The organism is Halomonas sp. DP8Y7-3 (assembly GCF_019801675.1).
GTDB classification, from domain to species: Bacteria; Pseudomonadota; Gammaproteobacteria; order Pseudomonadales; family Halomonadaceae; genus Halomonas; species Halomonas litopenaei_A.
On sequence record NZ_JAHVIO010000009.1, the window covers coordinates 86379 to 98552 of the forward strand.

The 12174-nt window shown below is 61.4% G+C and carries 14 protein-coding genes; 6 read left to right on the forward strand and 8 right to left on the reverse strand.

What is annotated here, in order from left to right; translation table 11 throughout:
- Window positions 1-232 precede the first annotated feature (232 nt).
- The 5 genes from KUV86_RS10120 to KUV86_RS10140 all read right to left on the reverse strand — a co-directional run bounded on the left by KUV86_RS10120 (window position 233) and on the right by KUV86_RS10140 (window position 4498).
- A complete protein-coding gene (locus KUV86_RS10120) occupies window positions 233-601 on the reverse strand; it encodes a DUF86 domain-containing protein (protein WP_222484443.1) in 369 nt (122 codons plus the stop codon).
- A complete protein-coding gene (locus KUV86_RS10125; RefSeq protein ID WP_222484440.1) occupies window positions 594-884 on the reverse strand; it encodes a nucleotidyltransferase family protein in 291 nt (96 codons plus the stop codon). Before KUV86_RS10125 ends, KUV86_RS10120 begins: the two co-directional genes overlap by 8 nt.
- Window positions 885-1103: 219 nt before the next feature.
- Complete coding sequence (locus KUV86_RS10130; RefSeq protein WP_222484689.1) at window positions 1104-1565, reverse strand: DNA polymerase III subunit chi; 462 nt, start codon at window positions 1563-1565, stop codon at window positions 1104-1106.
- 87 nt (window positions 1566-1652) lie between these two features.
- The gene (locus tag KUV86_RS10135; protein ID WP_206941651.1) at window positions 1653-2747 is read right to left on the reverse strand and encodes a branched-chain amino acid aminotransferase; all 1095 of its coding nucleotides are present in this window, start codon (window positions 2745-2747) and stop codon (window positions 1653-1655) included.
- A gap of 236 nt (window positions 2748-2983) precedes the next feature.
- Complete coding sequence (locus tag KUV86_RS10140; protein ID WP_222484691.1) at window positions 2984-4498, reverse strand: leucyl aminopeptidase; 1515 nt, start codon at window positions 4496-4498, stop codon at window positions 2984-2986.
- Between the two features lie 205 nt (window positions 4499-4703).
- Between KUV86_RS10140 and lptF the strand changes: the two genes are divergently transcribed.
- The 6 genes from lptF to KUV86_RS10170 all read left to right on the forward strand — a co-directional run bounded on the left by lptF (window position 4704) and on the right by KUV86_RS10170 (window position 10133).
- Window positions 4704-5786 (forward strand): LPS export ABC transporter permease LptF, encoded by a 1083-nt coding sequence (gene lptF, locus KUV86_RS10145; protein ID WP_206941647.1) that lies wholly within the window; start codon window positions 4704-4706, stop codon window positions 5784-5786.
- Window positions 5783-6847 carry an LPS export ABC transporter permease LptG gene (gene lptG, locus KUV86_RS10150; protein WP_222484693.1) on the forward strand — a complete coding sequence of 355 codons (1065 nt, stop codon included), beginning with the start codon at window positions 5783-5785 and terminating at the stop codon, window positions 6845-6847. The genes lptF and lptG overlap by 4 nt, the downstream gene beginning before the upstream one ends.
- A gap of 92 nt (window positions 6848-6939) precedes the next feature.
- A complete protein-coding gene (locus KUV86_RS10155) occupies window positions 6940-7413 on the forward strand; it encodes an RDD family protein (protein ID WP_206941642.1) in 474 nt (157 codons plus the stop codon).
- Between the two features lie 298 nt (window positions 7414-7711).
- Window positions 7712-7918 (forward strand): bacterioferritin-associated ferredoxin, encoded by a 207-nt coding sequence (locus KUV86_RS10160; protein WP_206941640.1) that lies wholly within the window; start codon window positions 7712-7714, stop codon window positions 7916-7918.
- Window positions 7919-8269: 351 nt separating this feature from the next.
- A complete protein-coding gene (gene bfr, locus KUV86_RS10165; RefSeq protein WP_206941638.1) occupies window positions 8270-8755 on the forward strand; it encodes a bacterioferritin in 486 nt (161 codons plus the stop codon).
- A gap of 628 nt (window positions 8756-9383) precedes the next feature.
- Window positions 9384-10133 (forward strand): SDR family NAD(P)-dependent oxidoreductase, encoded by a 750-nt coding sequence (locus KUV86_RS10170; protein ID WP_206941636.1) that lies wholly within the window; start codon window positions 9384-9386, stop codon window positions 10131-10133.
- 60 nt (window positions 10134-10193) lie between these two features.
- Here the strand turns inward: KUV86_RS10170 and KUV86_RS10175 are convergent, their stop codons facing one another.
- The 3 genes from KUV86_RS10175 to KUV86_RS10185 form a co-directional block, all read right to left on the reverse strand.
- A complete protein-coding gene (locus KUV86_RS10175) occupies window positions 10194-10424 on the reverse strand; it encodes a DUF1653 domain-containing protein (RefSeq protein WP_206941634.1) in 231 nt (76 codons plus the stop codon).
- A gap of 110 nt (window positions 10425-10534) precedes the next feature.
- Window positions 10535-11338: a tRNA cyclic N6-threonylcarbamoyladenosine(37) synthase TcdA gene (gene tcdA / locus KUV86_RS10180; protein ID WP_206941632.1), complete on the reverse strand. Its 804-nt coding sequence runs from the start codon at window positions 11336-11338 to the stop codon at window positions 10535-10537.
- On the reverse strand, window positions 11335-12105 hold the full coding sequence (locus KUV86_RS10185) for a pseudouridine synthase (RefSeq protein WP_222484695.1): 771 nt from the start codon (window positions 12103-12105) through the stop codon (window positions 11335-11337). Before KUV86_RS10185 ends, tcdA begins: the two co-directional genes overlap by 4 nt.
- Between the last annotated feature and the right edge of the window lie 69 nt (window positions 12106-12174).

A 12174-nucleotide genomic window follows, 5' to 3' on the forward strand; every position in this document is an offset into this window, starting at 1 on the left:
CTCTTGCTGGCGGCGCCCTGACGACATCATGGCCTTGCCATGGCGAGGGTGGGCGGGACGTTCGATGGCTGGCCTTCGGCTCGAGTCAGCGCGCCTGACAAGAGCGTGCGTGACGCGTCCCGACGGAGCGCTGGCGAGAGCGAGGCCTGCGAAAAATGGCGTCGATTATACCCTGAACTGAAGCAGGGCGTCAGGGGCAACCGGTGGTAAGCACACTTGAGATGGAGTTCATTCAGGGCTTCTTTTCGTCCAAGTGGCGCTGCATGGCCTCAATAGCGCGCAAGAGTGCTGGCAGGTCGGTGCAGATGATGCTCCAGACGGTGTGTGTATCAATCCCTAGATAGGCATGAATCAGGCGATTGCGCGTGGCAATGACCATGCGCCATGGGATATCAGGAAAGCGCAGACGGATATCTGGAGGGACATGAGTGGCGGCTTCGCCAATCAATTCCAGGTTTCTGAGGGTGGCGTCAAACAGAAGTTCGTCATTGACGAACTCCGCTTCGCTCACGCCAGCGGTGTACTTCAGCACCTTGCGTGTGAAAGCCGCCATATCCTCAAGGTAGAAGCGCCATTCACGAGGGCGCGCTCCCTTAGACATGGACAGCCTCGCTCTCGATGAAAGGGCGCAACTCGTCCCGCAGGGCCGTATCGGTGACCAGATCCACAGGTGCTCCGGTCAGGTCCTCGAGATAGAAGAGAAGGCCAAAGTAGCGTTGAGACGTAGCAGGGCCGTCAAAGCTGACCAGTACGTCTATGTCACTGCTTGAGGTCTCTTGCCCCCTCGCTACCGAGCCAAACACGGCAAGATGCTTGACCCCAAATGTGGCAGTCAGGGTGGGTAGATGCTCTCGGAGTAGTGTCAACAGTGATTGCTTGTCCACTACATGACTCCAGTACGCCAACGTGTCAGAGGGGCGCTGCCATGAGACGTCGCTAACACAAGGGAGGGATGCTGACGTTCGTTCCTAGCATAGTAGATCCGGCTTGGGGCACCACCGTTCAAGGCAGCACCAACCTCGTCGTCTCACAAGATATATGCTGCCGTGTCATCCGCGCTGACGGCGCGGATGACGATGAGATGCCAACCAAGCGTTGATCGATTACCCCTGACCCTTTAGCTGGTGCGGGGTGACGGGATAGCCGCGCTGCTTGTAGGTCTTCCAGCACTCGCGCTTGGCCGTCAGCACGTCCTGATGCTGGTTGATGATTTCTGCCACCCGCTCGAAGCGGGAGAACCACTCGGGAATCTCCGGCGACAGGTTGAGCATGGCCTGGGGAGGCGGGTCCAGGCTTGCCGGCGGGCCTTCCCAGCCGATGGTCACTGCCACACGCTTGGCCGCTTCGATGCTGGCGTCGTCGCTGCCTTCAAGGACGTGCGGGACGAAGGCGTCTGGGCGGAAGTCCCACAGACGTTCATCCAGCTCGTGGGCCATGGCTTCGTCCTCGGCGTAAAGGTAAAGACGGTAGCCCTTGCGTGCGATGGTTTCGGTCAGCCGGCAGGCGAAGGCGATACGCGCCTCCAGCGTGGTGTCGGGAAGGATGTAGAAGTCGATCTTGGTCATGCAATCTGACCTGAAAACTCGGCAAAGGCCGCCCGCAGGCGGCCTGTTGTCTGAAGTGGCTTGAGGCGGTTGGGGGAACGGCGGGTACTAGACCAGTCGCGTCAACCAGCCGTGGGTGTCCTCGACGCGACCATACTGGATGTCCAGCAGGCGTTTGCGCAGACGACTGGCCACTTCATTGCTGCCTGAGTGCTCGATGACGCCGTCTTCACTGACCAGTCGACCAATGGACGTGATCACCGCGGCGGTACCGCAGGCGAACACCTCGGTGATTTCGCCGGACGCGACGCCGTCGCGCCATTCATCAATGCTGATGGGACGCTCTTCCGGGGTCAGGCCTTCGTCACGGGCCAGCTGCAGCATGGAGTCTCGGGTGACGCCCTCGAGAATGGTGCCCGTCAGGCGGGGCGTGACCAGGCGCCCATCACGGGTGACAAAGAACAGGTTCATGCCACCGAGTTCCTCGACCCAGGTGTTCTCGACGGCGTCGAGGAAGGCAACCTGGTCGCAGCCGTGGTCGAAGGCTTCTTTTTGAGCCAGCAGTGACGCCGCGTAGTTGCCGCCGCACTTGGCAGAACCGGTGCCGCCGGGGGCCGCACGGTTGTAGTTGGAGGACAGCCAGATGGACACCGGCTTGATGCCGCCCTTGAAGTAGGCCGAGGCCGGTGCAGCGATAACGTAGAAATCCACTTCCTTGGAGGGACGCACACCCAGGAAGGCCTCGGAGGCAATCATGAAGGGACGCAGATAAAGGCTGGACTCTTCAGCCTCGCTTGCCGGCGTCGGTACCCACTCGACGTCCTGGGCAACCAGCGCCTTGATGGCTCCGATAAAGTCCTCGTCGGAGAGTTCCGGCAAGGCCAGGCGACGAGCGCTGGCACGGAAGCGTGCGGCATTTTTCTCGGGGCGGAAGGTCCAGACGCTGCCATCGGCATGGCGGTAGGCCTTCATGCCCTCGAAGATTTCCTGGGCGTAATGCAGCACGGATGCCGCCGGATCCAGCGATAGCGGGCCGTAAGGGCGTACCTGATGACCGTGGAAGCCGGCGTCTTCGGTCCAACGGATGTGAGCCATGTGGTCGGTAAAGTGACGACCGAAGCCCGGGTTCTCGAGAATAGTGTTGCGGATGCTCGCATCGGTAGCGTTGGCGTTGGGCTCGAGCGAGAAGCCTTGGATGGACACGGGTCGTTCTCCAGAATCGTATCGCGCCGCAATGGCAAGCGGCGACAGCGGATCGGGGTCGAGTCAGGGGCTCGACCAGGATGGGGCGGGCAGAATGCGCTCCTGCCGATAGAGCCAGAATGACACAGGCTCCCCCTGTCGGGGAAGCCTGGTCATGGTCACAAGGCAGCATCACTGTCGTGGGGCTGGCGCTGCTGGGTTGTCAGTGCAGACCGCCTGGCCTGACAGACGCTGTTTCAGTCGTCGCTGGCGACGACCTCTGACTCGCGGTCGAGCAGGTAGCGGGTCAACAGGCCTACCGGACGACCGGTGGCACCCTTGGCGGCGCCGCTGTTCCAGGCGGTGCCGGCGATATCCAGGTGTGCCCAGGGGAAGTCGGTGGCAAAGCGTGACAGGAAGCAGCCGGCGGTGATGGTCCCCGCCGGACGCCCGCCAATGTTGGCGAGGTCGGCGAAGTTGGAGTCCAGCTGCTCCTGGTACTCGTCCCACAGCGGCAGGTGCCAGGCGCGATCCCAGGCGGTCTCGCCGGCATCGAGCAGGTCCAGGGCCAGATCGTCATCGTTGGACATCAGGCCGGTGGCGTGATGACCCAGGGCGATGATGGCGGCGCCTGTCAGGGTGGCAATATCGACGACACTGGCGGGTTCAAAGCGCTCGGCATAGGTCAGGGCGTCGCACAGGACCAGGCGGCCTTCGGCGTCGGTGTTGAGCACCTCCACCGACAGGCCCTTCAGCGTCTTGATGATATCGCCGGGCTTGGTCGCGCGTCCGCTGGGCATGTTTTCTGCCGCTGCGACGATGGCCACCAAGTTGATCCTGGGCTTGATGGCCAGCACGGAGGCCACGGTGCCGAACACGCTTGCGGCACCGCACATGTCGAACTTCATCTCGTCCATGCCCGCGCCAGGCTTCAACGAGATACCACCAGTGTCGAAAGTGATGCCCTTGCCGACCAGGACGTGGGGGGCTTCGTTCTCGTCGTCAGCCCCCTGGTAGCGCATTACGATCAACCGCGAGGGTTCGTCGCTGCCATGGCCAACCGACAACAGCGAGTGAGCGCCAAGCGCTTCCAATGCCTCTTCATCGAGGATCTCGGTGGTCAGGGCACCCGCGGACTCTGCCGCCAGGCGCTCGGCCTCGCTGGCCAGATAACGCGGCGTGCACACATTGCCGGGCAGATTGCCGAGTTGACGCGCCAGGTTGATGCCGGTGCCGACAGCGGCGCCTTGACGAGCGCCTTCCTCGGCAGAGGCGCGGTCATCGCCCTCGCTGAGCAGAATCGACACGCTCTTGAGGCTCGGGGCAGGACCGGCGTCCTTCTTGAAGTCGGTGAAGCGGTAGCTGGCACGGAGTGCGCTTTCGGCAATCTTGTGGGCCTTCCAGTCGACGTCGCGGTCATCGACCGGCACATCGGTGAGAGCGACCGAGACTTCATCGATGGTGAGCTGGGACAGCGCCGCGAAGGCGGCATCGACGGCCTTGCAGAAGGCACCTTCCTGACACTTTGCGCGATCGCCGAAGCCGACCAGCAGCAGGCGGTCGGCAGACAGACCCGGTGCGAAGGGCACCAGCTGAACGTTGCCCAGCTTGGCGTTGAAGTCGCCGCGCTCGATCAGCTGTCCAATCAGGCGCTCGCTGGCGTCATCGAGCTTGGCTGCGGCAGGGGTGAGCTGGCCGTCCTTGAACACCGGGATAACCAGGCAGGCAGTCTCGATCTTGACCGGATTGGCCGTCTTTACAGGGAATTCCATGCTGACTCCACAAGACAAGCGTAGGGGGATTCTGGATAATGCCGGCACGATGCCGAGTCCACCCAGTGTACCCAAGCACCCTGTGGATTGCATGGCCGCCGTTAGCGTTGGCGGGATCAGACAACGCCTCAGGCAAGGCGACTCGCCCCGGGGTTACACTGGAGCAAGGAAGACAGCTGGGAATGCCCATGGCCAGGAGTGTGCATTGATCATTTTTCGTTATCTTACCCGTGAAATCCTGCTGACCATGTCGGCAGTGGCTGGCGTGCTGTTGCTGGTCATCATGGGTAGCCGTTTCATCCGTTACTTTGCCAATGCGGCTGAGGGCGAGATACCCGCGAGCATTCTTGGCTCTCTGATGCTCTACCACATGCCCGGCTTTCTTGAGCTGATTCTTCCACTGGCATTTTTCCTGGGCATCCTGTTGGCCTATGGCCAGCTCTACTTGAACAGCGAAATCACGGTACTGGTGGCCTGCGGCACCAGTCCCAATCGGCTGCTGACGGTCAGCCTGGTCCCGGCCACTCTGGTGGCAGTGCTGGTGGGGATGTTCAGTCTGTGGTTGACACCGGCCGGTGCGCTGCACAACGAGCTGGTACTGGAAGAGCAGCGCAGCAAGCTTGATTTCTCGGCGCTGGCGCCCGGACGCTTCCAGGAGTTCGGCAGTGGCCGCATTGCCTATGCCAGCGACGTCTCTGCAGACGGCGAGCGCATGCAGGAGGTGTTTATCAGCGAGCGCCAGAAACGCAGCGACGGGTCTCCCGAAAGCGTGGTGACCCGGGCGACCCAGGGATACCAGACGGTGGACCCGGATACCGGTAGCCGCTATCTGGTGCTGGAAGATGGTGAGCGCTACAGCGCGGAAGCAGGGCGTGCCGATGCCGAGCGGCTGGAATTCGGCACCTATGCCGTCCGCCTGGCCCGGGCGGTCGAGGCCGTAGAAACGGACTCGGCCGAGTTTGCCACTACCCCAGCGCTGCTCGCGGACCCCACCCCGGAAGCCAAGGCGCAGCTGCAGTGGCGCCTGGGGGCGCCGTTGATGGTGTTTGTGCTGACGTTACTTGCCCAACCCCTGTCGCGGGTCAATCCACGTCAGGGGCGCTTCGCCAAGCTGTTGCCGGCGATCTTTCTCTATGTGGCCTATCTCAGCATGCTGCTGGCCGCCATGGATGCCATCGGTGGTGGGACGCTGCCGGCCATCATCGGCATGTGGCCGATTCACGCAGGCTTTCTGTTGCTTGGCCTGGGCCTGGCATTCAACGCCCAACGCAAGGGAATGAGCGGATGATTCTCGATCGGCTGGACGGCTACATCGCCCGCAATGTGCTGGGTGCCATTCTGGTGGTACAGGTGGTGTTGCTGGGTCTCGACCTCATCATCACCTACATCGACGATCTGGGAGACATCGAGGGAGGCTATGGCGCCTTCGAAGTGTTCCTGTTTCTGTGTTTGAGGCTGCCCTGGCGCTTCTACCAATATGCGCCGGTAGGCGTATTGATCGGTGCGTTGATCGGACTTGGCAGCATGGCCTCCAACAACGAGCTGACCGTCATGCGCGCAGCGGGCCGTTCGTTGGCGCGGATCGTCTGGGGCGTCATGAAGCCCATCATTTTGGTGGTGGTGATCGTATTGACGGTGGCCGAGTTCGTCAGCCCACGCACGGAGCAGTTTGCCCACGCCTGGAAGGTACAGCAGATGCAAGGCGAGGGCGCCGTGGTCACCGAGCGTGGCGGCTGGCAGCGCGAAGGCGACGATTTCTATCGATTTGGTGCCATACGCGCCGACGATACCGTGCTGGATCTGACTCGCTATGAGTTTGATGGCCATCGCCTGGAGTCGGTGACGACGGCCCATCGAGCGGTCTGGCAGGGGCAGCACTGGCAGCTGCAACAGGTAGAAGTCACTCACTTCACTGATGATCGCACCGAGGTCATCAAGGTGCCGGACCAGCGTTGGGAAACCAGTCTGTCGCCGACCCAGCTTTCGCGGCTGCTGCGGGATGTGGAAACCCAGGCGCCCAGTGAGCTGTGGGCGTATGCCAGTTACCTGGATGACCAGGGCCTGGATGCTACCCAGCCGCTTTTGTACTTCTGGCAGAAGATGCTGATGCCCTTGACCATGGCGTCGCTGGTCCTGGTGGCAGCGTCCTTTGTGTTTGGTCCATTGCGGACAGTAGCCGCTGGCACACGGGTGTTCTACGGCGTGATTACCGGACTGGTGTTCAAGTACCTGCAGGACCTGCTGGCGCCTGCGTCTACCGTGTTCGGATTCTCTCCTGCCTGGGCGGTGCTTGCACCTACATTGGTGTGCGCCCTGCTGGGCCTGCACCTGCTGAGACGATCCGGTTGATGCGTGGGGGATACCGGCTGGGCCGGTGTCTGTGGTTAGGCTATGCGCGCGGGCACTCTGCCGGCGTGCGCTGATGTGGTCGAGCAATTGCCATGAATCGACGCTTTACCGATCTTGATGATGTCTGGCCGGCGGGGCTCGGGCGCCGCCTCGGTGCCATGCTCTACGACGGTTTTCTGCTGCTCGCCATCTGGATCGCCATTACCACACTGCACGTGCTGGTGGTGCGCAAGGTACTGGGGCTGGCACCGGCAGAGGTCGGCGCTGGTGTGTGGCAAGTGTTCAGTCTCAGGTTGCTGCTGGTGGCCGCGGCGTTTGCCTTCTTCGCTTTCTTCTGGCGCCGCGGCGGCATGACTCTGGGCATGCAGGCGTGGCGCTTGCGGGTGCAGACGCTTGACGGGGCGCCTATCAGCTTGCGCCAGACCATGGTGCGATTTGCGGTAGGGGCCGTGTCCTTTCTGCCTTTGGGGCTTGGGCACCTCTGGGTAGTGTTTGACGGCGAGCGACGCAGCTGGGCGGACCTGGCCTCCGGTACCCAAGTCGTGGTGCTGCCTAAACGGTCTTGATGGACGCGTGATGGCTCGCGCGGGCGTCGCAGCGTTCGCGGTCTAGGTCTGCCTTGTGCACGGCCCATCCTCTTCCTGGTGAGTCCTTCACCTGCTTTCTCCTGTCTGGCCTTTCTTCTTTTTACGTCCGTTATGGGCCTCGCACGCTGACGTCTTGCCTGAACGGCGGCGTCAGAAGTTGAGCGGAATCATGGAAATTCATATCTTTAGCGAAAGCGAATACGAATAACTCTCGAAAAGGTTGCGTACCGCTATGGGAATCATTTACATTGCCTATAGTGATTCAGGAGAGATGGCAATGTACGTATGCCTGTGCAAAGGGGTCAGTGACCGCCAGATTCGTCAGAGCGTCGACGACGGTGCGCGCAGCTGGCGCCAGGTGCAACGCGAGACTGGTTGTGGCACTCAGTGCGGCAAGTGTGCCTGTGTAGGCAAACAAATCACCCGTGATGCCATCCAGGAAGCCACGAGCGTCGAGCTGGAATCGCTCGCCTATGCGGTGTAAGTGGCGGTGTAAGCGGTTGATCCTGAGACGGTTATGGCAGCCGCCAGCAGTCTTGTCGAGGGCCTCTCTCGCCTGAATTGGCAATCAATATCGTTGTAGTTCTTTTTATCAAGTTATTGATTTGATTGAATTTTCTCATTCGTAGCCTATACTGCTTCTTAACAGGAGCTGGTAGGGCTACTTTTGTCGTGCCAGTGTGTTGGTCATGCTTGAGGCGGGAGGCGATGCCCCCTGCGGATAGCAGTCCAATAACGATACGCAAACGGGGCGGTAGCAGAGCCTCGTCTATTGATAGCAAGTCGACTGGCAACGCATGGTCGGTCACCACCGACAAGCAATGAGGAGCTTCCCATGAAAGGCGATCCCAAGGTCATTCAGCATTTGAACACCGTGCTGGGCAACGAGCTGGTGGCCATCAACCAGTACTTTCTCCATGCCAAGATGTACAAGGACTGGGGCTTGGCGCGCCTGGCGAAGTGGGAGTACGACGAGTCCATCGAGGAAATGCGCCACGCTGATACCCTGATCGAGCGCATTTTGTTCCTCGAAGGGATTCCCAACCTGCAGGACCTGGGCAAGCTGCACATTGGCGAAGATACTCGCGAAATGCTCGAGGCTGACCTGGCGGCAGAGCACACGGGTCGCAATGATCTGATCGAAGCCATCACCTACTGCGAGCAGGTCAGGGACTACGTCAGCCGTGATCTGTTCCAGAAGATCCTCGACGACGAGGAAGAGCACATCGACATCATCGAGACCGAGCTTGGCCTGATCGACAAGGTCGGCCTGCAGAACTACTTGCACAAGCAAATGCAGGAAGCCGGCGGCGAAGAGTAACCTGTGACATTGTCCAGCGCCTGATGCGGTGCTGAATGTCCAGGCGTTGGATGGCCAGGCATTGGATGTCTAAGCGCAGAATGTCTAAATGCAGAATGCCAAAAAAGGGGAGGCCATTGGCCTCCCCTTTTGCTTGTGACGTCGACCCGGAAATGGGAGCAGTCGCTCCCCCTCGATCAGGCTGATCAGAAGATCCCTGATCACGAGTAGGACAGGTCACCCACACAGCGGTGAGTCCAGGGATTAGCACCTAGGTCGCGCTTGGCGCGCACTGGGATCGGCCTTTTCTGGTGAGCCAGTGGACGCGGGAACTCTCAGTCCTACTCTTCGAAGGCACTGCCGCACACGTGCGCCTGATGGAGATAACTGTGCTCTATCGGGAGGTCGCCATGGTGGCGGTGAAGCGCGTTGCCACTGCGCGAGGGCCCATGCAGCGAGCCGCGTCCAGCGTTTGGCCATGATCAAGCCGGTTATCGGCCTGCCTGAGCGATACCTTGAGGCCAGCGCGCGGCTGGCCGTCTGCTAATCTGCTTGATGCGCAGCAACCCGAGCACTGAGAGGCTACGACGCTGTGCGATGTACGCCTGCTGCGTACGCACGCATGTCCCGTGCAGAAGGGAGAAGACTCATGTCGATTCGGTTCGAGGGAAAGACAGCACTGCTCACTGGCGCGGCCTCCGGGATCGGGAAGGCGACAGCCGTCAAGTTAGCCGCCGAAGGCGCGGCGGTGATCGTCGCAGATCTGCACGAGCAAGCTGCTCTGGCGGTAGTGGACGAGATTGCTGCAGCGGGTGGCAAGGCGGTCGCATTCGGCGGAGACTTCACGTTACCCGCCGTGAATGAGGCCGCGGTGGCGTTTGCCGTCGAAGAATTCGGGGCTTTGCAGCTAGCGTTCAACAATGCCGGCATCATCGGCCCGCAAGGGCCATTGCACGACGTCGATATCGAGGCGTACAAGCAGCTCATCGATATCAACCTTGATGCGGTTTTCTATGGCCTGAAATTCCAGATTCCCGCCATTGTTGCGGGTGGCGGTGGGGCCATTGTGAATACAGCGTCCGTCCTGGGCCTCTTGGGTACGCCTAACTATGTGCCGTATGCCGCGGCAAAGCACGCGGTATCGGGGTTGACCAAAAGTGCAGCACTTCAGTATTCCGCCCAGGGCGTTCGCATCAACTCCGTGCATCCCGGCTACATCGACACGCCGCTGCTTGATGCGTTGAGCCGTGAAGAATATCACTCGCTCGCTGCGCTGCATCCCATCGGGCGTATCGGAACGTCGGAGGAAGTGGCCAATGTCGTGGCGTTCCTGCTTTCCGATGAGGCCGCCTTTGTGACGGGATCGCAATATACCGTCGATGGCGGCTTTACCGCCTAGGGCTTGCACGAAAAGTGCCTGCGCTTGGTGATACGGCGTTAAAAAACGCCTTGCCGCCGTTCAAAATGCCTTCTCGAGGGCAAATCGCGGTCGGTTCTCCCCGTCGACCTGGACGGTTTCGCAGAACATCTCCAGCGGACGTACCCACAGGCCGTAGTCGCCATACAGCGCGCGGTAGACCACCAGCGCCTCCTCGTTCTCGCTGTGCTGGGCGACGCCGCAGACCTCGTAAAGCGCGCCCTTGTAGTGGCGATAGATGCCGGGTACCGGAGGATGGGAAAGGGGTGTCATGGTCGTCTCCTGACATGATGGACGCCGGACTCCCTTCGGGCTGGGCTTTTTCGTGAGGCCCGTGGCGTGGCTGGCCCGTAAGGTGTCTAGCGGTGTGGCAAGGCGCTTGCTCAGTTGACCCGGGTGAGTCTGGCCAGCGCACGGGAAGCGGCGACAAAGCCGAAGCTGCCGGTGACAAAGGTGGCGGCGCCGAAACCGCCTTCACAATCCAGTCGAGTGGCCTCACCGGCACCAGGTTTGGTGTGACAGACCTCGCCGTCCTGTCCGGGATAGACCAGCTGTTCGTCGGAGTAGACGCACTCGACGCTGAAGCGTCGCTTGGGGTTGCGCGAGAACCCATGGTCTCGGCGCAAGCGTGAGCGAACCTTGGCCAGCAGCGGGTCGTGTTCCGTGCGGGTCAGGTCGGCGACCTTGATTCGCGTAGGGTCGGTCTGGCCACCGGCGGCGCCGGTCACCGTCAGGGGCAGCTTGCGGCGCTTGCACCATGCGATCAACGCGGCCTTGGCCACCACGCTGTCGATGGCGTCGATCAGGTGATCGGCATCGGCAGGAATGCGCTCGGCGAGATTGGTGGGCGTGGCGAAGGCCACATCGGTCACTACCTCGATACCGGGGTGAATGGCTCGGCAGCGCTCGGCCAGTACCTCCACCTTGGGACGACCGATGGTGCCGTCCAGTGCGTGCAGTTGACGATTGATGTTGGACACGCAGACGTCATCGAGGTCGATCAAGGTCAACTTGCCGATACCACTTCGCGCCAGCGCCTCCACCGCCCAGCTGCCGACGCCTCCCACTCCGACCACCACCACGTGGGCGTGGGCGAGGCGTTGGACGGCGGTCGCTCCATACAGGCGGCGGATGCCCCCGAAGCGCAAGTCGTAGTCGTTGTCCTGGTGGGATATATCGTTACTCATGGGCGATCTCGGTGGGTCGTTGGCGGCGTCAGGTCAGCGCCGGGCCGAGGAAGGTGAGCGCGCCAGCCAAAGCGATCGAACAGACGAGTCATGGTGTCATCCAGTGGGCAGCAGAGGTGAAGCCGGTGGCGTTCACGGGGGTGCTCGAATGCCAGGCTCACGGCGGCCAGCAGCAGGCGATCGCAGTCCAGTTGGTCACGAAAGAAGCGGTTATGGTTGCCCTTGCCGTGCTTGGCGTCGCCAATGATGGGGTAGCCGATGCCAGAGAGGTGTCGGCGGATCTGGTGGCGTCGGCCGCTCATTGGTGTGGCTTCCATCAGTGAATAGCGGGCCTGGGGGTAGCGATCGATTCGCACCGGCAGCTCCACGCTGTCGAGCCGTCGCACCTCGGTGATGGCGGGCATGGCCGGCATGTCGGCCTTGGGGCGTGTTCCATCTTCTTCCCGCAGCGCTCGATCAATGCGCTCATGATCGGGCCCGATGCCCCTCACCACTGCCAGATAACGCTTGTCGACGTGGCGCTCGCTGAAGGCTTGGCTCAACGGCGCGGCCATCTCAGGTGACAGGGCAAACACCATCACCCCTGAGGTCGGTCTGTCGAGTCGATGCACCGGGTAGACCCGTTGCCCCAGCTGATCGCGCAGCCGTTGCAGCAGGAACTCGGTTTCTCCTCGGGCCAGGGGGCTGCGATGAACCAGCAGCCCTGAAGGCTTGTGCACCGCCACAAGGTCGTTGTCCTGGTAAAGAATGGGCAGGGGCAGAGACATCGTGGGGGTACCTATGGCGTGAATGCGAACTCAAGGCGCGCTATTGTCGCCATGTCGTGCCGTTCTGTC

What these genes read in the sequence shown, in the direction of transcription:
- KUV86_RS10120 (WP_222484443.1), bottom strand. Translation starts at nt 601, where the DNA reads ATGTCTAAGGGAGCGCGCCCTCGTGAATGGCGCTTCTACCTTGAGGAT.
- KUV86_RS10130 (WP_222484689.1), bottom strand. Translation starts at nt 1,565, where the DNA reads ATGACCAAGATCGACTTCTACATCCTTCCCGACACCACGCTGGAGGCG.
- KUV86_RS10140 (WP_222484691.1), bottom strand. Translation starts at nt 4,498, where the DNA reads ATGGAATTCCCTGTAAAGACGGCCAATCCGGTCAAGATCGAGACTGCC.
- lptG (WP_222484693.1), top strand. Translation starts at nt 5,783, where the DNA reads ATGATTCTCGATCGGCTGGACGGCTACATCGCCCGCAATGTGCTGGGT.
- KUV86_RS10155 (WP_206941642.1), top strand. Translation starts at nt 6,940, where the DNA reads ATGAATCGACGCTTTACCGATCTTGATGATGTCTGGCCGGCGGGGCTC.
- KUV86_RS10160 (WP_206941640.1), top strand. Translation starts at nt 7,712, where the DNA reads ATGTACGTATGCCTGTGCAAAGGGGTCAGTGACCGCCAGATTCGTCAG.
- bfr (WP_206941638.1), top strand. Translation starts at nt 8,270, where the DNA reads ATGAAAGGCGATCCCAAGGTCATTCAGCATTTGAACACCGTGCTGGGC.
- KUV86_RS10170 (WP_206941636.1), top strand. Translation starts at nt 9,384, where the DNA reads ATGTCGATTCGGTTCGAGGGAAAGACAGCACTGCTCACTGGCGCGGCC.
- KUV86_RS10175 (WP_206941634.1), bottom strand. Translation starts at nt 10,424, where the DNA reads ATGACACCCCTTTCCCATCCTCCGGTACCCGGCATCTATCGCCACTAC.
- tcdA (WP_206941632.1), bottom strand. Translation starts at nt 11,338, where the DNA reads ATGAGTAACGATATATCCCACCAGGACAACGACTACGACTTGCGCTTC.
- KUV86_RS10185 (WP_222484695.1), bottom strand. Translation starts at nt 12,105, where the DNA reads ATGTCTCTGCCCCTGCCCATTCTTTACCAGGACAACGACCTTGTGGCG.